This window comes from Mesorhizobium sp. LSHC420B00, from assembly GCF_000503055.1.
Taxonomy (GTDB): Bacteria; Pseudomonadota; Alphaproteobacteria; order Rhizobiales; family Rhizobiaceae; genus Mesorhizobium.
The window spans coordinates 64,134-86,873 of the sequence record NZ_AYVY01000004.1 but is presented as its reverse complement, the minus strand read 5'-3'; the positions used below and the strand labels follow the sequence as shown (position 1 = coordinate 86,873).

At 63.8% G+C, this 22,740-nt stretch carries 20 protein-coding genes; 7 read left to right on the top strand and 13 right to left on the bottom strand.

The features are described 5' to 3' along the window. Positions 1-106: 106 nt before the first annotated feature. Positions 107-1,267, top strand: coding sequence for an AI-2E family transporter (locus X760_RS49550; protein WP_023718182.1), 1,161 nt, complete (start codon positions 107-109; stop codon positions 1,265-1,267). A 157-nt stretch (positions 1,268-1,424) separates the two neighbouring features. Next, the gene (locus X760_RS49545; RefSeq protein ID WP_023718181.1) at positions 1,425-2,426 is read left to right on the top strand and encodes an LLM class flavin-dependent oxidoreductase; all 1,002 of its coding nucleotides are present in this window, start codon (positions 1,425-1,427) and stop codon (positions 2,424-2,426) included. A 156-nt stretch (positions 2,427-2,582) separates the two neighbouring features. Here X760_RS49545 and X760_RS49540 read toward each other — a convergent pair whose 3' ends face one another. Further along, positions 2,583-3,206, bottom strand: coding sequence for a L,D-transpeptidase (locus tag X760_RS49540; RefSeq protein ID WP_023718180.1), 624 nt, complete (start codon positions 3,204-3,206; stop codon positions 2,583-2,585). Between the two features lie 254 nt (positions 3,207-3,460). Next, on the bottom strand, positions 3,461-4,480 hold the full coding sequence (locus X760_RS49535; protein WP_023718178.1) for a LacI family DNA-binding transcriptional regulator: 1,020 nt from the start codon (positions 4,478-4,480) through the stop codon (positions 3,461-3,463). Between the two features lie 253 nt (positions 4,481-4,733). Here X760_RS49535 and X760_RS49530 point away from each other — a divergent pair, with 253 nt between their 5' ends. Genes X760_RS49530 through X760_RS49520 form a run of 3 tightly spaced genes read left to right on the top strand, consistent with a single transcriptional unit; the run spans position 4,734 to position 8,553 of the window. Further along, the gene (locus tag X760_RS49530) at positions 4,734-6,281 is read left to right on the top strand and encodes a sugar ABC transporter ATP-binding protein (protein ID WP_245278549.1); all 1,548 of its coding nucleotides are present in this window, start codon (positions 4,734-4,736) and stop codon (positions 6,279-6,281) included. Beyond that, positions 6,278-7,591, top strand: coding sequence for an ABC transporter permease (locus X760_RS49525; protein ID WP_023718176.1), 1,314 nt, complete (start codon positions 6,278-6,280; stop codon positions 7,589-7,591). The genes X760_RS49530 and X760_RS49525 overlap by 4 nt, the downstream gene beginning before the upstream one ends. Continuing rightward, positions 7,588-8,553 carry a substrate-binding domain-containing protein gene (locus tag X760_RS49520; RefSeq protein ID WP_023718175.1) on the top strand — a complete coding sequence of 322 codons (966 nt, stop codon included), beginning with the start codon at positions 7,588-7,590 and terminating at the stop codon, positions 8,551-8,553. The genes X760_RS49525 and X760_RS49520 overlap by 4 nt, the downstream gene beginning before the upstream one ends. A gap of 69 nt (positions 8,554-8,622) precedes the next feature. Here X760_RS49520 and X760_RS49515 read toward each other — a convergent pair whose 3' ends face one another. The 6 genes from X760_RS49515 to X760_RS49490 are packed head-to-tail and all read right to left on the bottom strand — an operon-like array spanning position 8,623 to position 15,684. After that, positions 8,623-9,084, bottom strand: coding sequence for a MarR family transcriptional regulator (locus tag X760_RS49515; protein WP_023718174.1), 462 nt, complete (start codon positions 9,082-9,084; stop codon positions 8,623-8,625). Continuing rightward, positions 9,081-9,665: an amino acid synthesis family protein gene (locus X760_RS49510; RefSeq protein WP_023718173.1), complete on the bottom strand. Its 585-nt coding sequence runs from the start codon at positions 9,663-9,665 to the stop codon at positions 9,081-9,083. Before X760_RS49510 ends, X760_RS49515 begins: the two co-directional genes overlap by 4 nt. Continuing rightward, a complete protein-coding gene (locus tag X760_RS49505; protein ID WP_023718172.1) occupies positions 9,658-10,533 on the bottom strand; it encodes a thiamine biosynthesis protein ApbE in 876 nt (291 codons plus the stop codon). Before X760_RS49505 ends, X760_RS49510 begins: the two co-directional genes overlap by 8 nt. Further along, positions 10,533-12,074 (bottom strand): hypothetical protein, encoded by a 1,542-nt coding sequence (locus X760_RS49500; protein WP_023718171.1) that lies wholly within the window; start codon positions 12,072-12,074, stop codon positions 10,533-10,535. Before X760_RS49500 ends, X760_RS49505 begins: the two co-directional genes overlap by 1 nt. After that, positions 12,071-14,824, bottom strand: a complete 2,754-nt coding sequence (locus X760_RS49495; RefSeq protein ID WP_031193738.1) for a molybdopterin-dependent oxidoreductase — start codon at positions 14,822-14,824, stop codon at positions 12,071-12,073. Before X760_RS49495 ends, X760_RS49500 begins: the two co-directional genes overlap by 4 nt. Further along, positions 14,824-15,684: a xanthine dehydrogenase family protein subunit M gene (locus X760_RS49490; RefSeq protein WP_023718169.1), complete on the bottom strand. Its 861-nt coding sequence runs from the start codon at positions 15,682-15,684 to the stop codon at positions 14,824-14,826. The genes X760_RS49495 and X760_RS49490 overlap by 1 nt, the downstream gene beginning before the upstream one ends. A 272-nt stretch (positions 15,685-15,956) precedes the next feature. Between X760_RS49490 and pncA the strand changes: the two genes are divergently transcribed. Beyond that, positions 15,957-16,556 (top strand): bifunctional nicotinamidase/pyrazinamidase, encoded by a 600-nt coding sequence (gene pncA / locus X760_RS49485; protein WP_023718168.1) that lies wholly within the window; start codon positions 15,957-15,959, stop codon positions 16,554-16,556. A gap of 40 nt (positions 16,557-16,596) precedes the next feature. Continuing rightward, on the top strand, positions 16,597-18,024 hold the full coding sequence (locus X760_RS49480; RefSeq protein ID WP_023718167.1) for a sodium:proton antiporter: 1,428 nt from the start codon (positions 16,597-16,599) through the stop codon (positions 18,022-18,024). Here the strand turns inward: X760_RS49480 and X760_RS49475 are convergent, their stop codons facing one another. From X760_RS49475 to X760_RS49455, 5 genes are all read right to left on the bottom strand, one after another. Beyond that, positions 18,025-18,744, bottom strand: a complete 720-nt coding sequence (locus tag X760_RS49475) for an ABC transporter ATP-binding protein (RefSeq protein WP_023718166.1) — start codon at positions 18,742-18,744, stop codon at positions 18,025-18,027. After that, positions 18,737-19,465: an ABC transporter ATP-binding protein gene (locus X760_RS49470; protein ID WP_023718165.1), complete on the bottom strand. Its 729-nt coding sequence runs from the start codon at positions 19,463-19,465 to the stop codon at positions 18,737-18,739. Before X760_RS49470 ends, X760_RS49475 begins: the two co-directional genes overlap by 8 nt. Continuing rightward, positions 19,462-20,424, bottom strand: coding sequence for a branched-chain amino acid ABC transporter permease (locus tag X760_RS49465; RefSeq protein ID WP_023718164.1), 963 nt, complete (start codon positions 20,422-20,424; stop codon positions 19,462-19,464). Before X760_RS49465 ends, X760_RS49470 begins: the two co-directional genes overlap by 4 nt. Further along, positions 20,421-21,302, bottom strand: coding sequence for a branched-chain amino acid ABC transporter permease (locus tag X760_RS49460; RefSeq protein ID WP_023718163.1), 882 nt, complete (start codon positions 21,300-21,302; stop codon positions 20,421-20,423). The genes X760_RS49465 and X760_RS49460 overlap by 4 nt, the downstream gene beginning before the upstream one ends. A gap of 86 nt (positions 21,303-21,388) precedes the next feature. Beyond that, positions 21,389-22,693 (bottom strand): ABC transporter substrate-binding protein, encoded by a 1,305-nt coding sequence (locus X760_RS49455; RefSeq protein WP_023718162.1) that lies wholly within the window; start codon positions 22,691-22,693, stop codon positions 21,389-21,391. Positions 22,694-22,740: the final 47 nt, after the last annotated feature.

Sequence of the window (22,740 nt, the reverse complement as noted above, 5' to 3'; positions counted from 1 at the left end):
GCCGCGAGGCGGCCTTGCCGGTGACGCCGGCTAACGGAACCTTGAAGCCGCAGAGGCGTTTTCGCCAACGGTCTACACCAATCGCGGTGTGCCGCCGAGGGTCAGAATGAAGGCCGAACCCGCCGCTTCGGGCGCAAGCGCTGCCGAAAGCCCGGATTCGCGCGTCGAGGCGCGGGCGGATGCGCATCTGATGCGTTCGCTGCTCGTCGGCATCTTCATCCTCATGGCGATCTACGCGCTTTACTTCGCCCGCGCCTTCTTCATGCCGGTCATTCTGGCTTTTCTGCTGGCGCTGACGCTGACGCCGATCGTTCGCTTCCTGCGCAAGCATGGCATGCCCGATGTCATTTCGGCGACACTGCTGGTGCTGCTTTCGTTTTGCCTCGTCGCCGTCGCGGGATATCTGCTCAGCGGCCCGGTCATCGACCTCATCAACAACACCTCGACGATCGGCCAGCAGCTTACCGAACGTCTGGCACAACTGCGCCGTCCGTTCGAACGGATCGTGGAGATTTCGCGCCAGATCGAGGGCCTGACACAGACGTCCCAGGAGCCGGGCGTTCAGAGGGTGGCGATGGCGCCATCGGGTATTCTCTCGCAGGCCGCCGGCAATGTGCTGTCGGCCGGCGCCAGCGTCACCATCGTCTTCGTCCTGTCGCTGTTCCTGCTCGCCTCGGGCACGATGTTCTATGAAAAGATCGTCCAGTCCTTCCCCAGTCTAAGCGAAAAGAAGCGGGCGCTGCGCGTAGTCTATGACGTCGAGCGTGAAATCTCGCACTATCTGCTTACTGTCACGGTCATCAATACATGTCTCGGCGTGGTCATCGGGCTCGGCCTGTGGGCACTCGGCGTGCCCAACGCGCAGGTCTGGGGCGCGGCAGCGGCCTTGCTCAATTTCCTGCCCTATATCGGGGCGCTGACCACCATCACGCTGGTCACGATCATCGCGCTGATCAGCTTCGACACGATTTCCTATGCGCTGCTGGCGCCGGCCTTCGTCCTCTTATGCGACGTCGTCGAAGGCCAGTTCGTGACGCCGACGGTGGTCGGCCGCCGTCTCGAAATCAACGCCGTGGCGATCCTGATCGCCATCGCCTTCTGGTCGTGGCTATGGGGTTTCGTCGGCGCGCTGATGGCGGTGCCGCTGCTGGTCGTCATCAAGGTATTCTGCGATCATTTCGACGGTCTCAGCCATGTCGGCAATTTCCTCGCGGCGCAGCACACGGCGGTAATCGAGGATGAAGAGATTTCCGAGCCAAAAAGGTAGCGGCTTAAGAGCCCAAAAGCGTCACTGATTGGTGTGCATATCAACGACCTTGCATCGGTTGCACATCCGTCGGGCGCACAGCGCTCTATCAACATTTTGAATTTGCCGCCCCGGCAACGGCTTCCTACATCCGTCCGGTCCACAGGAATCCCCGCCGATGACCGCTCTTTCCGTTCTCGACCTGTCGCCGATCGTCGAAGGTAGCAATGCTTCGCAGTCGCTCGCCAATTCGCTCGATCTCGCCCGTCATGCCGAGCGGCTGGGATATAAGCGCTACTGGCTGGCTGAGCATCACAACATGCCCGGCATCGCCAGCGCCGCCACTTCGGTAGTCATCGCCCACGTTGCCGGCGGCACCAAGACGATACGCGTCGGCGCCGGCGGCGTCATGCTGCCCAATCATTCGCCACTTGTCATCGCCGAGCAATTCGGCACGCTCAACGCTCTGCATCCTGGCCGCATCGATCTCGGCCTCGGCCGGGCGCCCGGCACCGACATGCCCACGGCACGGGCGCTGCGCCGCAACCTCGACGCTGGCGCCGACAATTTCCCGCAGGACGTCGTCGAGCTGATCGGTTACTTCCAGCCAGCCGAAGACGGCCAACGCATCCGCGCGGTGCCCGGCGAAGGCGAAAAGGTGCCGATCTGGATTCTCGGCTCCAGCCTCTACGGCGCGCAGCTTGCCGCCACGCTCGGCCTGCCCTACGCCTTCGCTTCGCATTTTGCGCCGGCCGAGCTCGACCATGCGCTGGAGATCTACCGCTCGCGCTTCCAGCCTTCGGAGCAGCTCGACAAGCCCTATGTGATGCTCGGCCTCAATGTCTTCGCTGCTCCTTCCGATGCCGAGGCGCGGCTGTTGTTCACCTCGCTGCAGCAGGCCTTCGTCAATCTGCGCACCGGCCGGCCCGGCCGATTGCCGCCGCCGGTCGAAGGATATGAGCGCGACCTCGATCCAATGGCCAAGACCATGCTCGGCCAGGCGCTTTCCTGCGCCGTCGTCGGCTCCCCCGAAACGGTCAGGCAAGGCATCGAGGCATTCGTGCGCCGCACCGGCGCCGACGAACTGATGGTCACAGCGCAGATTTTCGAGCATGCGGCGCGGGTGCGCTCGTTCGAGATACTGACCGACGCCCACAAATCGCTGTCGGAAGCTGCCTGAGAGCTGGTTCGCCACTTGGCACTGTTGCGGGCAAGGCCGGCCTTAGGCAGGGAACATCGCGAACAGGTGTGCGAAGACATCGCGAACAGTTCGCGCGCTTTACGCGGAGAGTTTTCGATCCGTCATGCTCGTCTGTTAGACGGAAACGCGGGTCTACTAAATGACGATCACCTTGGTGCCGATTGTGGAGCGGTTATAGAGATCGATGATGTCCTGGTTCATGAGGCGAATGCAGCCCGCCGACACAGCTTTGCCGATGGACCACCATTCAGGGCTACCGTGCAGGCGATATCCAGTGTCACCTTTCTCGTTGAAAAGATAGAGCGCCCGCGCCCCGAGCGGGTTCATGAGTCCGCCCTCCATATGAGCCGGTATGATGCGGCCCCGCTTCTCCTCGCGCACAATCATCGCAGACGGCGCGCTCCAATCCGGCCATTCGCGCTTCCTCGCAACGTGAGCAGTGCCATGCCACTCGAAGCCCGCCTTGCCAACGCCGATTCCGTAGCGCAGCGCCTGACCGTCTCCCAACACGTAGTAGAGGAACTTCGCTCCTGTATCGACAATGATGGTGCCAGGCGCCTCTTCAGTCGCATAAGGCACTGTCTGCCGATGGAACTTTTGGTCAACCTTGTAGATCGGAACCGGCGGAACGCGAAAACCGGCGTCGGTGAGGCCGCCATAGGCCGAGGGGAAAGTCTTTAATGCGCCGCCGGTGGTGCAGCCGAAGAATGCGACCATCCCAGCAAGTACCAGCCCGATTAGGATCGATTTCACGCACATGACTCAAGCCGGCGCCCGTGTAGGCGATCAGCCGCATCTCGTCATATTCCTAATCCGACATGCTTCGATTGCCAAGATTTTCCTGCTTGTCGGCGGGCTGATTGTTGCCCACTTGGCTCGATCGGCGCCGCGTCCTTCAATTGCTTGGTTTTCGAACGACGAACGCCCGTAGCGGCTGCGAAGGGCCGGGGTCGGCAGGACAGAGGGAGCGCTGTCCGTCCGGCATTACAACGTTTCTGAACAGAGCCCAAGCGCTACGCGCTGACGCTTTGTGCGATCGCGCCAAGTGGCCGGCATGAATTGCGGATCATCAGGCGTCCCTTGAGCGTCAGCTTGCGCGGCGGCGCATCCCTGTTGCCGGCGAGCCGGTCGAGCAGCAGATTGGCCGCCTGTTCGCCAATCGCCTGCACCGGCTGTGCGACCGTGGTCAATTGCGGCCGGAACACATCCGACCACGGAAAATCGTCGAAGCAGGCGACCGAAATATCCTCCGGACAGGACAGGCCGATATCGCGGATGGCCTTCATCGTGCCGATCACCATCGGGTTGTTGGCCGAAAAGATGGCGCTCGGCCGGTCGTGCAGCGAAAGCAGCTGCATGGTGGCGTTGTAGCCATCGACTTCGTGGAAATTGCCGAAGCGGACGAGCTCGGGCTCGGCCGGCAGGCCCGCGGTCTGGAGGGCTTCCCGGTATCCCGCCATGCGGTCATGCATCGGCGAGATATCGAACGAGCCGGAGATGTAGCCGATGCGCCGATGGCCGAGATCGATCAGATAAGTGATGGCGTCGAACACCGCGCGCTGATTGTCGAGAACGACGGCATCGGTGTCGACACCCTGGCAAACACGGTCGAGTAGCACGACCGGCACATTGGCGTCGTCGACAATCCGTTTGAGGATCGCGCCGTCGCCGACACGCGCGACGATCAGCCCGTCGACCATCCGGTCGAGCAGCAGCCTGATCTGGTCGTCCTGCGTGTTCAGGTGCTCGTCGGTGCAGCACAGCATGACGGCGTAGCCGGCCCTGTCGAAAGCCTGCTGGATCACCGAAACCACGTCGGTAAAGAACGGGTTGGTGATGTGTGGGACGGTGAGCCCGATGGTGCGTGTGGTGCCCATCTTGAGGCTGCGGGCGATGGCGTTGCGCTTGTAACCGATGTCGCGGATCGCCTGTTCGATGCGCTGGCTGAGCTCGGGGCTGACGGTCGCGGTGCCGTTGATCAACGCCGATACGGTGGCCACGGAAACACGCGCCGCTTCGGCCACGTGAAGCATGGTCGGTGCAGTGGATTTGCGCTGCTTTTTTCGTCCTGACGCTGTCATTTTCGAAACGTTTCACCACTCCGCGGCAGCAATACGTACGGAATCTTATGGTTTTGCGCAAGAATTGAAATGGAACAATCTTAGACACCAGATATTGGCTTGACATGATCGAAACGTTTAGATTAGCGTTTGAGGCGTTCGGTGACGACGGAGGGAGGCCGTCCTTGTCATGCAGCACGGCAATTCCATCCCTGCGGAAGGCGTTATGGCGGACGGCTCGGCTATCGTGCTGAGCGCCGAGCACATCTCCAAGTCCTTCGGCGGCATCGCCGCGCTTGTCGATGTCGGCTTCGAACTGCGGCGCGGCGAGGTCCATGCGCTGATGGGCGAGAACGGCGCCGGCAAGTCGACGCTGATGAAGATACTATCCGGCGTCTATACGGACTATAACGGAACGGTCAGTATCGATGGCCATCCGGTGCGCTTTGCCGGCGTCCGCGAAGCCGAGCGCGCCGGCATCGCCATCATCCACCAGGAGCTGAACCTCGTTCCCGAACTCAGCGTCGCGGACAATATCTTTCTCGGCCGCGAGAAGCTGATCGCCGGGCTGATTGTCGACCGCAAGGCGAGCAGCCGCGCTGCCGGCGCGCTCTTGCAAAGGCTCGGCATCGAGCTCGACCCGGATGCGCGCGTCGGTGCCTTGCGCGTCGGCGAACAGCAGCTGGTCGAGATCGCCAAGGCGCTGTCTATGTCGGCGCGCATTCTGATCATGGACGAGCCAACCTCGGCGCTGTCGCCAGCCGAATGCCAGCGGCTGTTCCGCATTATCCGCCAGCTCGCCGATAGCGGCGTGGCGATCGTCTACATTTCGCACCGCATCGACGAGGTCATGCATCTGGCCAGCCGGGTCACCGTGTTTCGCGATGGACGCCACGTCCTGACGCAGACGATGGACAAGCTCGACGAAGACGCCATAATTTCGGCGATGGTCGGGCGAAACCTGCTTGCTTCCTCCCAGGAGCACCGCATCCCCGGTGGCAACACCATCCTTTCCGTAAGCGAGCTGTCGCTATCGAAGCCCAATCGCCATGGCTGGCGCACCGTGCTCGACGGCGTCAGCTTCGATCTTGCCGCAGGAGAAATCCTCGGTATCGGCGGGCTGCTGGGCTCGGGCCGTACCGAAATCCTGGAAACGATCTTCGGGTCCAGCGGAGGACGTGCTGGCGGTGAGATCAGGCTCGATGGCGAGGCAGTAGAAATCCGTTCGCCGCGCGATGCGCGCCGGCTCGGCATCGCCCTGGTCACAGAAGACCGCAAGACGCAAGGCCTGCATCTCGAGGCCTCGATCACCGACAATGTCGCGCTGCCGCTGGTCGGCGCGCTGGCGCGGTTCGGCCTGCGCTCGCTGGCCGGCGAGCAAGGGCTGGCACGGGACGCCGTCAAGGCGCTCGGTATTCGCTGCGAAACCGTCGAGCAGCCGGCCGGCACGCTGTCCGGCGGCAACCAGCAGAAGGTCGTCATCGGCAAATGGCTGGCGACGAGGCCACGGGTGCTGCTGCTCGACGAGCCGACGCGCGGCATCGATGTCGGCGCCAAGCGGGAAATCTACGATCTCATCTTCAAGCTGGCGCGAGACGGGCTGGCGATCGCCGTCGTCAGCTCGGAATTGCCGGAGCTGCTGCATCTTTCCGACCGTATCCTGGTCATGGCCGATGGCCGCCAGACGGGAATCCTGTCCCGCGCGCAAGCCAGCGAGGAGGCCATCATGCGGCTTGCAGCGCCGCGACGGACCATGACGAGGCCTGCTGCATGAGCATTTTGCATATCCTGTCCCGGACGAAGCTCTATTGGGGCCTGATCGCAATCTTCCTGATCGGCGTGCTTGGCTCGCCGATCAGCTCCAAGGGCAACAACATCTTCCTGTCCTACGGCAACCTGCTCGATGTGCTGCGCCAGGTGTCGACCACGGGGCTGATTGCCACTGGCATGACGGCGGTAATCATCACTGGCGGTATCGACCTTTCCGTCGGCTCGCTGATGGCGATCTGCACGGTAGTCTGTGCCATGCTGCTGACGGTCCCCGGCGTGACGCCGGCGGTGGTGCTGGGGGTGCCGACAGTTGCTGTGGCAGCCCTTTGCCTCGGCATTCTCGTCACCCGTTTCATCCTGCTGAACATCGAAAAATCCCGCGCCGGCGCGCAGGCCACGCACGACATCAGGTTGGATAGCGTTCGTGGGCTGGTTACCCCCGGCATTGTCGGGGTGATCCTGTGCAGTCTGGTGCTGTGGTTCCTGCTGCCCCAGGTAGGCTCAAAATTCGGCGTGCTCGGCGTGTTGCTGGTGGCGCCTTGCGTTGGCCTGCTGTTCGGCGCGCTCAACGGCTTCATCATCGTCGCCGGGCGGCTGCAGCCCTTCATCGTGACGCTGGCGATGATGGTCACTGCGCTCGGCATCGCCCGGCTGACCGCCGGCCAAAACAATGCGGTGCTGCCGGTCTACACCGGCTCGAATGCCACCGCCGATTTCGAAATGCTGCGCTCGCTGGTGTTCGGCGTGATTCCGATGCCGGGCCTGTTCTTCCTCGGCGCGATCCTGATCTACGGCGCCGTGCTGCGCTTCACGCCGTTTGGCCGCTATGTCTATGCCATCGGCGGCAATGAGGAAGCGGCCCGGCTGTCCGGCATCGCCGCCGGCCGCGTCAAGATCGCCACCTACGCGGTTTCGGGGCTGCTGGCCGGCATCGCGGCGGTGCTCTATGTCGCGCAATACCGGCAAGGCAAGCCGGACGCCGGCGCCGGGCTGGAACTCGACGCGATCGCCGCCGTGGTCATCGGCGGCACCAGCCTGATGGGCGGACGCGGCAGCCTCACCGGGACGTTCTGCGGCGTGCTGATCTTCGGGCTGCTCTCTAACATCCTGCAGCTGCACAACATCAATTCGAACCTTCAGCTGGTGCTGAAGGGGATGATCATCATCGGTACCGTGCTCGTACAGGAGCGCAATGCCGGCGATCTTCTCTTCTATCTGCGATTGCCCGGTGGGCAAGCGCACAAGGAAACGGCCGCGGCAAAGCGGCCGTCGCAAGAGACCGCGTCTCTGAATATTGGAGGAAACAAGAAATGAAACGACGTGAATTGTTGAAGCTTGCCGCGCTGACAGCGGCACTCCTGACCACGACCGCGATGCTTGCCAGCGGTGCCCACGCGCAGGACAAGAAATGGAAAATCGGCTTCTCGCAGGTTACGACCATCGAACCCTGGCGTGCCCAGTTCAACAAGGACATCCTGGCCGAAGCGGCCAAGCATCCGGAAGTCGAGCTGATCGTAACCGACGGCGAGGACAAGACCGAGAAGCAGGTCGCCGATGTCGAAAACCTGATCCGTCAGGAGGTCGATGCGCTCTTGGTGTCGCCGAAAGAGTCCGCCGGCCTGACCGGCGTCGTGCAGCAGGCGATCGATGCCAAGATCCCGGTCTTCGTGCTCGACCGCAACGTCGAAACCAACGACTACACGCAGTTCGTCGGCGGCGACAACAAGCTGATCGGCCGGGCTGCCGGTGAATATGCCGTCGAGCTGCTTGGCGGCAAGGGCAAGGCCGCCGGCAACGTCGTCGAAATCTGGGGCGGCATGGGCACCCAGCCGGCGCATGACCGCCATGACGGCTTCCATGAATTCACCGACAAGGAGCCGGGTATCAAGAACCTGCTCGACCAGCAGTCGGGCGACTGGAAGCAGGACCAGGCCTACAACATCATGGCCACGGCGCTGCGCAACAACGAAAAGATCGATCTCGTCTACGGCCACAATGATCCAATGGCCTATGGCGCCTATCTTGCCGCCAAGGACGCCGGACGTGAGAAGGACATCAAGTTCATCGGCATCGACGGCCTGCCCAATGAAGGCGTGCAACTCGTCGCCAATGGCGAGCTGACGGCGACGTTCACTTATGTGACGCCGGGCGCCGAAGGGCTGCGGCAGGCGATCAAGTTCCTGAACGGCGAGAAGGTGGAAAAGACCATCATCCTGCCGACGCAGAAGATCACCAAGGAAAATGCTGCCCAGATCCTGAAGGACAACGGCCTCTGAGACGAGGGTTTCCTGCCGGGCGTTCAGCGCCCGGCAGGAGTAACAACTAAACGCTCGGCAGGTGGCAGCTCAAGCCAGCTTGGCCAGCAGCTTCATGAAAATGGCCGCCTCCTTGGCGGAAAGCGGCGCCAGCGTTTCCTGCGTAATCTCGCGGGCAAGCGGAATCAGCCGCTCGATCGCGTCGCGCCCCTCGGCCGTCAGATTGACCAGCAGGCGCCGTTTGTCGACTTCGTGTTTGCTAAGTTCGACAAAGCCTCGCGCTTTCAGCCGGTCGATGACACCTTTCACCGTCGCCGCATCCATGGCGATCAGGCTGCCAAGCTGGTTCTGCGAGGTCTCGCCGACGTCGCGCAATTTGGCCAGGGCGGCAAATTGCGGCGGCGTCAGATCGGCGATGTGTGCGGCGAAGATCGAGACATGGCGCTGGTGCGCCTTGCGCAGGATAAAGCCGACCTGCTCCTGCAAGCGATAGTCGTTTTCGTCAGGCTCCTCGGCCTCGACCAGCTTGAGCAGATTGTCTTCGGCGCTCACCTCAGCCCATCCCATGCCTTGATGTCCTTGGCAGCCAGCCCGCCCATGCGGTCATGCACGCGCGGGCCGCAGGTCATTGCGAGGCAAAACAGGATCTCGTCGGGACGCGGGCCATCGCTGATGCCGATTTCCATGGCATCGAAATGGCTGCGCACATAGGCCGCGTTGATGTGGCCGAGCGGCACATCGAGCCGCGCGCCGAAGCCGCCGACCTTCTTCGACGACGGCACGATCGACTTGGCGTCGCCAAGCCGTTCGCGCATGGCATAGCCGCCCGGCACATGCCACAGCGCGCCATGCTCCAGCTCGCCCGCCGCGCCGACGATGGCGCCCTTGCCGTAACCGTCGATCTGTTTCACGTCGCCGCCCAATGCGGCAATGAGCCTGTCGGAGAGCAGCAGCCCGAGCGGCTTCAAATCCTCCATCGCGCTCTGCAGTTCCTCGACGTAACGGCCGGCGAACGGGTTCTTCACCACAGCCATGGCCGCGGCGCGGCGCCGCGGCACCTTCGCCACCGGCCCGCCTTCGTGAAAAATCTCTTCGGTCAGCACGGCGATCTTGCGGATCGGAAACTCAGGCATGAGCAATTTCCCTCTCTAAAACTTTGTTGGCGAGCGCCATCGGACCTGCGATGCGCACCTGACCGCCGAGGAAAAGCGCCGCGGCGGCAATCAGGCCGCGCCGCCGAAACTCCTCGGCAACGGCAAATCCGCTTTCCAGCGCAATAGCGATTTCAGCGGCGGAAAGCGGCCCCACGCCCTGCGTCACCAAACGGTCGCCGAGATCGCTGTCCGGTGCGAGATCGTGCGCCCGTATGCGCCTAACGGCCGGATGACCGGGCACGTCGACGGCGTTGGCAATCAAGGTCGCGGCGGCATCGGCTTCAGCACCCGTCCGCGCCAGCACCGTGACCGCGTCGGCGATGCCGAGCGAAAACGAACGGCCGCGCCAGCCGCTTGTCGCGACACCGCGGATCCCGTCTTCGGCGCGGATCGTGAGACGGTCTGCCAGCCCGTGACCTGTCCCGGCAATGGCAAGCGTCATCGACTGGCCGTGGCCGAGATGGATCGCGCTGTCGCCGCCATTGTTGACATAGGCGCGCTCGAGCCGGCGGCCGGCGAGCAGAACGCCAAGCACTTCGTCGGCTACCGAGCCGGCGACGGCCGCCATCGGCGTGATGAATTGTTTCGCTAGCGGAACGACCGCCGCTTCCATGCGACGTGCCGTCGGGCCGACAAACATGCGAGGACGCAGCGGCGCCTGGCGACGCAGTTCGGGCAACTCTTCGACCAGTTCGGGCAGGATTGTCTGGAAGCGCGTTGCCGCCTGATGATAGGCGGCGCGGCATTCGCTCGCCTCGCCGAAGGCCTCGACGATCAGATCGATCGGCCCATGATTGAGGTGAAGCCTTCGGCCGTCCTCGAGCCAATGCGCCTGCGGGCCGTTCATCACCCTGCCCCATTTGTCGTCGCGCGCCGCAGCTGCACCAGCGGCGGCCAGGGATTGTCGCGAGGTGCGGCCTTACCGCGGCGCGGGTTGAGATACTCGCCGCCCTTGGCCAGGATATCGTCGACGCTGCGGATTTCGGCTTCATAGCCGCCGAGCCTGACATAATCGTCGCGGCGCATGGTGAATTCGATGGGCGCCACCAGCGCCGGCGTCGGGACATAGCCGAAGGCGCCTTCCGGCACGCGGATGACGTCGACCATCAGCGTGATGCCGCCGCCCGGCCAGACATAGACCGGCGCGCCGCCGACCGTCACATAGGTCTTGAGGCCCTGCACCGAGCGGGTCAGATTGACCGGGTTCTCGGTGACGCCGGCGCGCAGCGAGCCGCCGGCGCCGCCGACGAAAAGCACGGTGCAGAGCGCCGGCTCGCAATTGTCCTCGATCAGTTCAACCGACTTCCGCAGCCGCTCCGGGAACGGTTTCTGCACCGGCTTCAATTCGTCGTCGAGCTCGTAATAGGCGAATTGCTCACCGGTGGTCGAGACCATCAGCAGCGACATGCCGGGGCGCGCACCCTTTTTGGCGCTCCATTCACCAAGGATCGACAGCGGGTCGGAGATATTGGTGCCGCCCCAGCCGGGGCCGGGCTCCGACACCTTGAAATAGCGGCCCGGCGTCGAACGGCGGCCGATGATCTTGATGCCGGTATCCTGCCAGCCAAGCACCTTGCCCGCCTGATGCTCGGAGACGACGCCGGTGATGTGGTCGTCGACCACCACCACCTCGTCGACAAGGCCGCGCCACTGGGTGGCGAACATGCCTATGGTGGCCGAACCGCAGCCGACGCGCATGCGCTGCTCGAGTTTGCCGTCGATGACAGGCGGTTTGCCGGCTTCGACGATGACGGTGGCGCCGCCGTCGATGACGAGCTCGACCGGCTTGCGGTTGCACAGCCTGAGCATGGCATCACAGGTGGCGCGCCCTTCAGCCTTTGAGCCGCCGGTCAAATGATGCACGCCGCCCAGCGACAGCATCTGCGAGCCGTATTCGCCGGTGGTGACATGGCCGATCGCCTCGCCTTCGGCACGGACCGTTGCCGTTTCGGGGCCGATATGACGGTCGGTGTCGATCTTCACCTTGACGCCGCAATAGGAGAAGATGCCCTCGGTGACGACGGTGACCAGATCGACGCCCTCGACCTCCTGGCTGACGATGAAGGGCGCCGGCTTGTAGTCGGGATAGGTGGTGCCGGCGCCGATCGCGGTGACGAAGCGGCGGCCGGTGTTGACCAGTTCGCCGTCCCAGCCCTTGCCTTCCTCGGCAAAGGGCAAGACCGCGCCGCCTGTCTCGGCCGCGTGGTCGAGGATGGTCAGCGGATCCATCCGCACGATCCTGCCGCCAACATTGCCGTAGCGATCGCAGGCGCCGGTGCGGCCATCGGCGATGTAGCACATGACCGGACAGGCATCGCACCGGATCTTCTCCGCCACCAGCTTCTCGCCGGGATCGTGTGTCTCGAAGCGTTCGGCAAGCTCGCTCATCGGCGCGCCTCCTTGTCGAGGATGGCGGCGCGGATGCGGGTCGGAGTCGCCGGAATTTTGGTGACCACCACACCGGCGGCATGGCGTATGGCGTTGAGGATCGCCGGCGCCGTCGGGATCAGCACATGCTCGCCCAAACCCTTGGCGCCGAAGGGTCCTTCCGGATCCGGAAATTCTATCAAGATGGTCTCGATCGGCGGCACGTCGCCGATCGTCGGGATCAGATAGTCGTGCAGGTTTTCGGTGCGGCCGGGGATGTATTCTTCCATCAGCGCCATGCCGATGCCCTGGGCGATGCCACCCTCGATCTGGCCTTCGGCAAGCAAGGGATTGATGGCCTTGCCGACATCGTGCGCGGCGGTGATTTTTATCAGCTTCACGGTGCCGAGCCTGAGGTCGACCTCCAGTTCGGCGATCTGGGCGCCATAGCCATAGACGGCGTAAGGCTTGCCCTGACCTTTTGCATCGAGCGGCTGCGTCGGCGGGTCGTAGCTTTCCTCGGCCCGGAAGACGAATCCTTCGGCGTCTGCCTTCAGCGAGGAAAGATCGATGCGGCGCGTCGCTTCGCCTTCGCCGATGCTCAGACTTGTGCCGTCCAGCGCAATCGCCGCCTTTTCCGAGACATTGGCGAAACGCAAGATCTCATCGCGCAAGGCGCGGCCGGCCTTTTCGGCGGCCTTGCCGGTGACGAAGGTCTGGCGCGAGGCCGATGTCTTGCCGGCGTCGGGGGTGATCGCCGTGTCGGCGCCTTTCAGCCGGAGCTTTTCAAGCGGAAGCCCCAACGCGTCGGCGCAGATCTGCGCGATGACAGTGTTCGAACCTTGCCCGATATCGACCGCCCCCTGATGCAGGACGACTTCACCCGATACCGAGATGCCGACCTTGATGGTCGACGGATTGGGCAGCGAGGTGTTGCCGCAGCCGTACCAGCAAGAGGCCACGCCGACGCCGCGTTTTTTGATGCTGCTACCGGCATTGAACGCTTCGGCATCACGAAGGGCACGCCGCCAATGTGAGCGGAGGGCCTCCAGGCAGTCGGCGATGCCGACGCCTGACTCGAGCCGCTGCCCGGTAACTGTTTCGGATCCGTTCCGAAGGCAGTTCTTCAGGCGAAAGTCGAGCCGGTCCATGCCTAGCTTGTCGGCCAACTCGTCATAGAGGGTCTCCTGCATGATCGTCGCCTGCGGCACGCCGAAACCGCGAAAGGCGCCGGCAATCGGGCCATTGGTGTGGATGGCGCGGCCTTCGGCGCGATAGTTCGGCGTCGCATAGGGGCCGGAGGCGTGCACCGGCACGCGGTTGGCGACCGTCGGCCCCCAGCTGGCATAGGCGCCGGTGTTGAAATCGCCGGCGAAGACCATGCCGGTGACGCGGCCGTCGGCATCGGCGCCGATGCTCGCTCTCATCCGAGCGGGATGGCGCTTGGTGGTCGAGATCATCGATTCGGTGCGGGTATAGGCGAGTGCCGCCGACCGGCCGGTTTTCATGGCGACGAGGCCGATGAGCGGTTGCAGCGAGACATCGAGCTTGGAGCCGAAGCCGCCGCCGGTGGCGGTCGGCACGATGCGCACCTTTTCCGGGGCAAGGCCGAGCACTTTTGCCGTGTCGTCGCGGTCCATATAGGGGGCCTGCGTGCAGGCGACGACGACCAGCGTATCGCCGTCCATGAAGGCATAGCCGGCTTCCGGTTCGATATAGGCATGCTCGACATAGGAGGTGTCGATGGCGCCGGAAACGACGAAAGCCGCACCGGCAAGGGCGGCCTCGGGGTCGCCACGCTCGACGAAGCCGGAGGTGAGCAAGTTCGAGGGCCGGTTTTCATGGACCAGTGACGCACCGCCGGCCTGTGCTTCGCAAGGCTCCAGAAAATGGGGCAATTCGGTCCAACTGACAGGAAAATCAGCAAGGTCGAGATCGACGATGGCCTCGCGTTCGCCGGCAACCAGCGCCACCGCCTCGCCGCGAAAGCGCGAAAATGCTTCGGCCAGCGCCGGCTGGTCGGCGAAGGGCGCGATGACGCCGAAACAATTCTTTCCCGGAATGTCGGCGGCGGTAAAGACGCCGGCAATGCCGGGACGGGATTTCACCCAGCCATCGAGATCGCCGAAGCTGAAGGCCGCATGATAATGCGGCGAGCGGATCACCAGCACCGACAGTGCATCCATGGGAAAGGAATCGCCGCCGAATTTTTCGACGCCGGTGACTTTCGGCACGCCATCGAGGCGGATCGGAGAGGAGCCGACGGCATGGCCGGACAATGGCATGCGCGGATCGAGACCATCGGCGTGGCGCCAAGCATCCATCACCGCGGCGACGATCTTGCGGTAGCCGGTACAGCGGCAGAGCACGCCGCCCAGCGCATCCTGCGTTTCGGCCTCGCTCGGGTAAGGCGTCCTGTCCAGGAGTGCCGTTGCGGCGACCAGCAGGCCGGGCGTGCAGGCGCCGCATTGTGCTGCGCCATGGCTGAGAAACGAGGCCTGCAGCGCCGACAGCCTGCCATCGCCGAGACCTTCGACGGTCGTCACCACGGTGCCGGAGGCGGAAGCCGCCGGCATCAGGCAGGCGCAGACCGGCTCGCCGTCGACCAGCACCGTGCAGGCGCCGCAATCGCCGGCATCACAGCCGATCTTGGTGCCGGTCAGCCGCAGCTCGTCGCGCAACACGGCGGATAGCCGCCGCACCGGCGGCACGCAAACGCTGACGGCGGCGCCGTTGACCTCGAAGGCGATGTCGGCGCGCTCCATGCCCATCATGCTGCCGCCCTTTCGCCGGGAATAGCGCCCACAGCACCAAGCACGGCACGGGCAACGATCTCGCGCGCCGCATCCAGCCGATATTCGGCGCTGCCGCGCACGTCGCCGATCGGCGACAGCTCGTCCATTGGCGCGGATTGGATGGCAGTGGCCAGCGCGGGGCCGACCGGACGGCCGCGCAGCGCCGCCTCGACGCCCGCCAAGCGCCTGGCGACGACCGAGCAGGACCCGACGGCGACGACCGCGTTCCTGACGATGCCATCTTCGATGGCCAGGCGTGCGGCGGCCATGGCGATGGAGATCACGAGATAACGCCGTGCGCCAAGCTTCACGAAGGCGGAGCTGCCGGCGGTCGCGGGTTTGGGAATGCGGATTGCCGTGACCATTTCGCCGGGCTGCAGAGCGGTGCAACGGTTGCCGAGGATGAATTCTGCAAGGGGCAGATGCCGGGTCGCCACCGAGGAACGCAGTTCGACCTCGGCGTCGAGCACCAGCAGCGCCGGCACGCCGTCGGCGGCCGGCGAGGCATTGCAAAGATTGCCGGCAATCGAGGCAACGTTCTGGATCTGCACCGAGCCGACTTCCCGCGCCGCCTGCTTCAGCGCGTCGAAAGCCGCCGGCAGCGGATGGCGGACGAGATCGGTCCAGGTGGTGCGCGCGCCAACGAGCCAATGGTTCTCGGCTTCGGCAATGCCGCGCAATGCCGCCAAGCCATTGATGTCGAGGACATTGTCGCGGAAAGGCTTGCTGCCCTGTGCCGGATAGAAGTCGGTGCCGCCGGCGAGGATGCGCCATTGTCCTTCGCCCAGCAAAGCGAGGGCGTCGTCGACCGTGGTGGGTTTTGCGTAACGGATCACGCTTTGCCTTCCCAGAATGGACTTCCCGAGAGGGGATCCTGCCGAAAGATTTTCCCGAGCATGCAAGGCAGGAAATTCATTCGTATGCAAATGATATCAAGCCGGCAGGAATTGTCAAAGCCAGAGTTTGCACGGCTATGGGCACCGGTGCGCCCGGAACGCATTTGTTATGTCGTGAGAGGTTGACGCAGCCGGCCATCTGGTCAAGTTTCTGCGTCCGGTCGCGTTTTCATTGGAGCCTAAGCTCAAGACCAAGAAAATAAGGAGGCTCCATGGCCGACGAAGCGCTTGTCGTCATCGACCTGCAGAACGATTTCTGCCCGGGTGGCGCCCTGGAAGTGGCCGGCGGCGACGAAATCGTGCCGTTGGTCAACGACCTGATCCGGCGGACCGAGCACGTCCTGCTGACGCAGGACTGGCACCCTGCCGGCCATTCCAGCTTTGCCTCCAGCCACCCCGGCAAGCAACCGTTCGAAACGATCGATGTGCCTTATGGCCACCAGACGCTGTGGCCGGATCACTGCATCCAGGGCAGCCTGGGATCGGATTTCCATTCGGGCCTCGCCTGGAGCAAGGCCGAGCTGGTGATCCGCAAAGGGTTCCGTCCTGCGATCGACAGCTATTCGGCATTCTTCGAGAACGACCGGACGACGCCGACCGGCCTTGCCGGCTATCTTCGGGATCGGAACATCGAGACGCTGACCCTGGTCGGCCTAGCGACGGATTTCTGCGTCGCCTTTTCGGCGCTCGACGCGGTCAAGCTCGGTTTTGAGACGTCCGTGCGGCTCGACGCCTGCCGCGGCATCGATCTCAACGGCTCCGTGGAGAGGATGCTGGGCCGGATGCGCGATGCCGGCGTGGCACTGATTTGAACGTCATCCAGCCGAACCTGACAGACTTTTGAGGGGCTTCATGCGGTTTGCGGCGTTGACGGCAAGTGCTGCACTGATTGCCGCAATCTTTTCTCCGGGAGCGGTTCTCGCGGCCGAAGCGCACGAATTGCCGGGCGCCGCCATGTCGCTGTGGTGGGTGCTGCCGTTTGCCGGGCTATTGCTTTGCATCGCGACCGGGCCGTTGCTCTTCCGTCATGCCTGGGAGCACCATTACGGCAAGATTGCCGCTTTCTGGGCAGCGTTGGTGATCGGGCCGCTGGCGCTCGCCTTCGGCATCCCGTCGGCAACGCAGGCGGTGCTGCACGCGCTGCTCACCGAATATATGTCGTTCATCATCCTGTTGTTCGCACTGTTCACCATTTCGGGCGGCATCTTCGTTGCCGGCAACATCCACGGCACGCCGCTGGTCAATGCCGGGCTGTTGCTGGGCGGCGCTGTGCTTGCTTCGATCATCGGCACAACCGGCGCCTCGATGATCCTGATCCGGCCGCTCATCCGCGCCAACGACAACCGGCGCTTCAACGCCCATGTCGTCATCTTCTTCATCTTCCTGGTGTCCAACATCGGCGGGTCGCTGACGCCGCTCGGCGATCCGCCGCTGTTCGTCGGCTTCCTGCGCGGCGTCGATTTCTTCTGGACGACAGTTCACCTGTTGCCCGAGACACTGTTCGTCGCCGGCGTGGTGCTGGCGGTTTTCCTGGCGATCGACATCATCATGCATCACCGGGAGGAAGGCGCGCCGAAGATCAAGGATCCGACGCCCGACAGCAAGGTGCGCATTCGCGGCCTGGCCAACATCCCGCTGCTGGCAGGGGTGATCGCCGCGATCCTGATTTCCGCTGCCTGGAAGCCGGGAGTGAGTTTCTCTTTTCAGGGCGTCAGCCTCGAGCTGCAGAATCTGGTGCGCGACGCCGCCATCCTGATACTGGCCTTCACGTCGCTTGTCGTCTCGCCAAAGGAGTTTCGCGGCGCAAACGCCTTCAGCTGGGGGCCGATTGCCGAGGTGGCGAAGCTGTTCGCCAGCATCTTCATCTGCATCGTGCCGGTCGTCGCCATATTGCGGGCCGGCCTCGACGGCGCGCTGGCGCCGTTGGTGCTGCTGGTCAGCTCGCCGACCGGCGCGCCCGACAATCTCGCTTATTTCTGGCTGACCGGGGCGCTGTCGTCCTTCCTCGACAATGCGCCGACCTATCTGGTGTTCTTCGAGCTGGCCGGCGGCGATGCGCAGCATCTGATGACCGAGCTCGCCTCGACGCTGGCGGCGATCTCGGCCGGCGCGGTGTTCATGGGTGCCAACACCTATGTCGGCAATGCGCCGAATTTCATGGTCTATGCCATTGCCAGGCATCGCGGCATCAAGATGCCGAGCTTCTTTGGCTACATGGCGTGGTCGGGCGCCGTGCTGATCCCGACTTTCCTGCTCGCCGGCTTGCTGTTTTTTGCCTGATCAGCCGACGCCGACATAGCGGCGGACCGCCGAGGGATCAGCACGCAGTTCCTCAACGTCGACCGTCTCGCGGTTGCGGCCGTTTTCGATGAAGCAAACGCGGTCTGCGACCGAGAGCACGGCATCGACGCGCTGCTCGACAAGGATTGTCGACACGCCAAGCGCACGCAGCTTCGAAACGGTTTCGCGGATCTTGGCGATCATCGACGGCATCAGCCCTTCGGTCGGCTCGTCGAGTAGGAGCACCTGTGGTTCCAGACACAGGGCGCGGGCCATGGCCAGCATCTGCTGCTCGCCGCCCGATAGCGTGCCAGAACGCTGCCTAAGGCGCTGGCGCAGCAGCGGGAAGAGATCGAGTACGTTTTCGCGCGTCGCCTTGCCCTTGTTGCGGGCCATCAGGCCGATCTCGATGTTTTCAGCCACCGTCATCTCGGCGAACAGCCGCCGGCCCTGCGGCACATAGGCGACGCCGGCCTTGGGCACCTCGTGCGCCGGCAGGCCGGTCAATTCCCGCCCTTCGAGCCGGATCGAGCCGGCGCTTGCCGGCACCAGGCCCATGATCGCCTTCAGCGTCGTCGTCTTGCCGGCGCCGTTGCGGCCGAACAGGCAGAGCACCTCGCCCTCGCTCAAGACGAGATCGAGGCCATAGAGCACCTGGACCTCGCCATAGAAGCAATGAAGCCCGGAGATCGTCAGTGCCCTGGACTGGGCCTCAGCCATGGGTCGTCCCCAGATAGGCGTCCTGCACCGCGGCATTGGCGCGGATCTGCTCGGGCGTGCCTTCAGCTAAAATCCTGCCGGCGTTGAAGACGGTGATGCGGTCGGCGAGCTGCATGACCACCGGCATGTTGTGCTCGATCAAAAGCACGGTGGCGCTATCGGCGATCTCGCGCACCAGCTCGATGAAATTGTCGATCTCGCTGTCGGCCAGCCCTTGCGTCGGTTCGTCGAGGATCAGCAGCCGCGGCTTCAGTGCCAGCCCCATCGCCACTTCCAACAGGCGCTGGTGACCGTAGGACAACTGCCCGGCCGGCATTTGCGCCCAGTCGGCAAGTCCGGTGCGCTCGAGCGCCGCCATGACGCCGGTGTGAACCGCGCCCTTCGAGCGGCTGTCGGTCAGCGTGCGCTGCACCGGCAGGGCAACATTGTCGTAGGCGCTGAGATTGGCAAAGACGCTGGTGATCTGGAATGTATAGGCGATGCCAAGGCGAACCCTGGCGTAGGCAGGCAGGCTGGTGATATCGGCGCCGTCGAAGATGATCGTGCCCGACGAGGGCTGGATGCGGCCGCTGACCAGGCTGACGAAGGTGGTCTTGCCGGCACCGTTGGGGCCGATGACAGCGCGGATCTCGCCCGGCATCAGCGCGAAGTCGACGCCGTCGACGGCGCGCAAGCCGCCGAAACTGCGCGACAGGTCTTTGGTGGTCAAAAGCGGCATCATGGCAGCCATCCGAGCCAGCGCTGGCGAATGCTGCCGAGAATGCCTTTTGGGAAAAACAAAACCAGCAGGATCAGCGCGATGCCGACGATCAGCAGATAGGCGGAGGTGTAGCCGCTAGCGACGTCGATGACATAGTACATGAACAGCGTGCCGATCAGCGGCCCGAGCGTGGTGGCAGCACCGCCCAGCAGCACCCAGAGCAGCGGCAGGATGGAATACTGCACCGAAGCGAAGCTCGAGCCGACATAGCCGAACAGCAGCGCATAGGCGGCGCCGGAACCCGCGCAGATGGTGCCGGAGACGATGACGGCGGCGAGCTTGTTGGAAAACGTATCGTAGCCGAGCATTTTTGTCCGCTCCTCGTTCTCGCGGATGGCGACCAGCACGCGGCCATAGCCGGAGCGGACTATGGCCAGGCTTATAAGCAGCACGATCGAGAACAGCGCCAGCGCGCTCATATAGCGCACGGTCGGGTTGGTGAGGTCGAGCGACGTGCTGCCCAGGACAAGGACACGCATCGACTGCGGTACGACCATGCCCTGGTCGCCGCCGGTCCAGGCGGCGAGATAGAGGATGACGAGATAGAATACCTGAGCGAACATCATTGTTACGATCATGAAGGCGACGCCGGAGGTGCGCAGCGCCAGCAGCGCGATCACCAGCGCGAGAAGTGCGCCGCAGGCAAGCCCGGCTGCAAAGGCGGCCGATACGCTCCAGCCGAGATGAATGACGGCGAGGCCGGCGCCATAGAGCCCGGCTGAAAAAAACATGGCATGGCCGAGGCTGAGCAGCCCGACATAGCCGAACAGCAGATTGTAGCCCATGGCGAAGACCGCCAGCACCATGATGCGAGCGAGCAGGCCGTGATGGTATTCCGGCAAGACGAAGCTCAGGGCGAAAAGCAGGGCGATGACGCCGAGGTGCAGCGCATATGGCTTTGCCGGCGAAGCATCCTTCATCGCGATGCCGTCCCGAACAGGCCCTGCGGCCGGAACACCAGCACCATGGCGACGAGCAAGGTGGCGATGATCTTGGCCAGCGTCGGTGAGAAGAACACCGAGATGATGCCGTCGGAAAGGCCGATCAGCACCGCGGCGACGACCGTGCCGCGCAGCGAGCCGAGGCCGCCGATGATGACGACGATGAACGACAGCAACAGCGGGTCTTGTCCCATCAGATAGTGGGCCTGGCTGATCGGCACGATCAGCACCGCGGCCACAGCCGCCAACATGGCGCCGAGCGCGAAGACGCCGGCATAGACTCTGGTCACCGGAATGCCAAAGGCCTGCGCCGTCTCGCTGTCATATTGCGTGGCGCGCATGATGAGGCCGATTTTCGTGCGCGTCAGCACCAGCCAGGTCGCGACCAGAAGCAGCGCGGATGCGGCGATGATCGACAGCTTGTAGCCGGAATAGCCGAACCACGGCAGGAGGATGCGGTAGCTGAACGGCGGCTCCACAGGCCGCGCCTCCGGGCCGTAGAAGGTCAGCGCCAATTGCTGGATGATGTAGAGCATGCCGATGGTGGCGACGATGGTGGCTTCCGGATTGTAGTTGAGCCGGCGCAGGACCAGCCGTTCGGCGAGCAGTGCGATCAAGCCGACGATCAGCGGCGCCAGCACCAGGGCGGCCAGGAAGCCGAGCGCCGGATGGCCGGATATCGCCGTAGAAATCGCCCAGGCAAGCACCGCGCCCAGCATGAAGAACTCGCCATGCGCGACATTGACGACGCGCATGACGCCGAACACCAGCGACAGGCCAAGCGCCGTCAGCGCCAGGACGGCGGAGGTGACGAGGCCTTCGAGGGCGGCGAGGAGCAGGTGGGGTCCGAAGTGCATCGGCTAAGCACCGGCGGATGCGCGAAGCACCCCCCTCTGGCCAGAGGGGGGTGTCTTGGCGCTCACGCTTGCTGCAGCAGCCAAGCTCACAGCGCCTGCGTCGTGTAATCCCCTTCCGGCTCGTAGAGGCCGTCCTCGATCTTGGTCTTGTGGACGACATTCAGCCGGCCGCCTTCGACCTTGGAGATGTTCTGGATACCAAAACACTGGTGGATCTTGCCGTTGAAGGTTTTCGGTCCCTGCGGATGCTCGGGCCCCTCGGCGAACTCGGTCAACGCCTCGGTCGCCTCGACCAGCTTGGCGCGGTCTTCCGGGCCCTTATAGCCGGCATCCTCCATCGCCTTCTTGACGACGTAGAGCGTTTCCCAGCAGCCGAACATGTGCGCGGCGGTGGAGACGTCCTTGGGATCGCCGACAGATGCACCATTGTCGTCGATGCCGACGGCGGCACGATAGGCCTTCTGTGCAGGGGAGTCATCGGGCTGCGCATAACGTGGCGAGCCTTCCCAGAAATGGCTGCCGTCGAGGAATTCGAGGCCGGGGCTGTTGATGTCGGTGGCTTCGAGCGAATCGATGAAGCCGAACAATTGCGGCCGGTTGGAGCCGTAGAACTCGCCGAGTTCCTTGACGAAGGTGAGCACCGCCGGGCCGACCATGACGTGGTAAATCACCTCGGTCTCGGCCGGGATCTGCGGAAAATATTTGGTGAAGGAGGATTCCGTCGGCGGGATGGCGATCTGCGCGATGACCTCGGCGCCTTGCGCCTTCAGCGCCGGCGGCAGGTAGTCGCGATGATCGTAGCCGAAAGCGAAATCGGGGAATATCTGCGTCACCTTCTTGCCGGCATTGGCGGCAATCCACGGCGCCATCGACTGGATCTGGCTCTTCACGTCGGTGATGCCGGGCTGGAAGACGTAGCGGTTCAATTTGGTCGACGCGACGTGGTGACCTTCACTGACGACGAAATAGGGCATCTTGGCCTCGCCGGCGGCCGGCGCCGAGCCGATGACGACATGCGAAAACAGCGTGCCGTAGACGATGTCGGTCTTGTGCTGGGAGGCGAATTTGCCGACCACTTCGGCGCCCCGGCCGGGATCGGTGCCGTCATCCTCGATGATCACCTCGACCGGCCGGCCGTTGATGCCGCCGGCATCGTTGATCGCCTTGACCGCCGCGGCCGTGGTCTTCTCGTACCAGCGGCCATAGGCGGCGCCGATGCCGGTGCGGTGCGACTGGAAGCCGATCTTGATCGGCGCCGAGCTCTGCGCCTGGCTGTAGCGCACGAAGCCCGGCGCGACGGCAAGACCGGCGCCGGCGGCAAGGACCTTCAGCGCCGTGCGGCGGGTGAGAGCGGATCTGGAGAGATCGAAAAACCCATTCTTGTCAGTCACGGCAGTTCCCCTTGTTTTTGAGCTTTGACCAATGGCTGTAGCGAGGC

Excerpts from the sequence above, each read along its gene's own strand:
- X760_RS49535 (WP_023718178.1), bottom strand. The coding sequence starts at position 4,480 with ATGCTTCACGTGGCCGAAGCGGCGCGTGTTTCCGTGGCCACCGTATCG.
- X760_RS49460 (WP_023718163.1), bottom strand. The coding sequence starts at position 21,302 with ATGCACTTCGGACCCCACCTGCTCCTCGCCGCCCTCGAAGGCCTCGTC.
- X760_RS49550 (WP_023718182.1), top strand. The coding sequence starts at position 107 with ATGAAGGCCGAACCCGCCGCTTCGGGCGCAAGCGCTGCCGAAAGCCCG.
- X760_RS49465 (WP_023718164.1), bottom strand. The coding sequence starts at position 20,424 with ATGAAGGATGCTTCGCCGGCAAAGCCATATGCGCTGCACCTCGGCGTC.
- X760_RS49545 (WP_023718181.1), top strand. The coding sequence starts at position 1,425 with ATGACCGCTCTTTCCGTTCTCGACCTGTCGCCGATCGTCGAAGGTAGC.
- X760_RS49480 (WP_023718167.1), top strand. The coding sequence starts at position 16,597 with ATGCGGTTTGCGGCGTTGACGGCAAGTGCTGCACTGATTGCCGCAATC.
- X760_RS49525 (WP_023718176.1), top strand. The coding sequence starts at position 6,278 with ATGAGCATTTTGCATATCCTGTCCCGGACGAAGCTCTATTGGGGCCTG.
- pncA (WP_023718168.1), top strand. The coding sequence starts at position 15,957 with ATGGCCGACGAAGCGCTTGTCGTCATCGACCTGCAGAACGATTTCTGC.
- X760_RS49520 (WP_023718175.1), top strand. The coding sequence starts at position 7,588 with ATGAAACGACGTGAATTGTTGAAGCTTGCCGCGCTGACAGCGGCACTC.
- X760_RS49530 (WP_245278549.1), top strand. The coding sequence starts at position 4,734 with ATGGCGGACGGCTCGGCTATCGTGCTGAGCGCCGAGCACATCTCCAAG.
- X760_RS49540 (WP_023718180.1), bottom strand. The coding sequence starts at position 3,206 with ATGTGCGTGAAATCGATCCTAATCGGGCTGGTACTTGCTGGGATGGTC.
- X760_RS49505 (WP_023718172.1), bottom strand. The coding sequence starts at position 10,533 with ATGAACGGCCCGCAGGCGCATTGGCTCGAGGACGGCCGAAGGCTTCAC.
- X760_RS49475 (WP_023718166.1), bottom strand. The coding sequence starts at position 18,744 with ATGGCTGAGGCCCAGTCCAGGGCACTGACGATCTCCGGGCTTCATTGC.
- X760_RS49470 (WP_023718165.1), bottom strand. The coding sequence starts at position 19,465 with ATGATGCCGCTTTTGACCACCAAAGACCTGTCGCGCAGTTTCGGCGGC.
- X760_RS49510 (WP_023718173.1), bottom strand. The coding sequence starts at position 9,665 with ATGCCTGAGTTTCCGATCCGCAAGATCGCCGTGCTGACCGAAGAGATT.
- X760_RS49495 (WP_031193738.1), bottom strand. The coding sequence starts at position 14,824 with ATGGGCATGGAGCGCGCCGACATCGCCTTCGAGGTCAACGGCGCCGCC.
- X760_RS49500 (WP_023718171.1), bottom strand. The coding sequence starts at position 12,074 with ATGAGCGAGCTTGCCGAACGCTTCGAGACACACGATCCCGGCGAGAAG.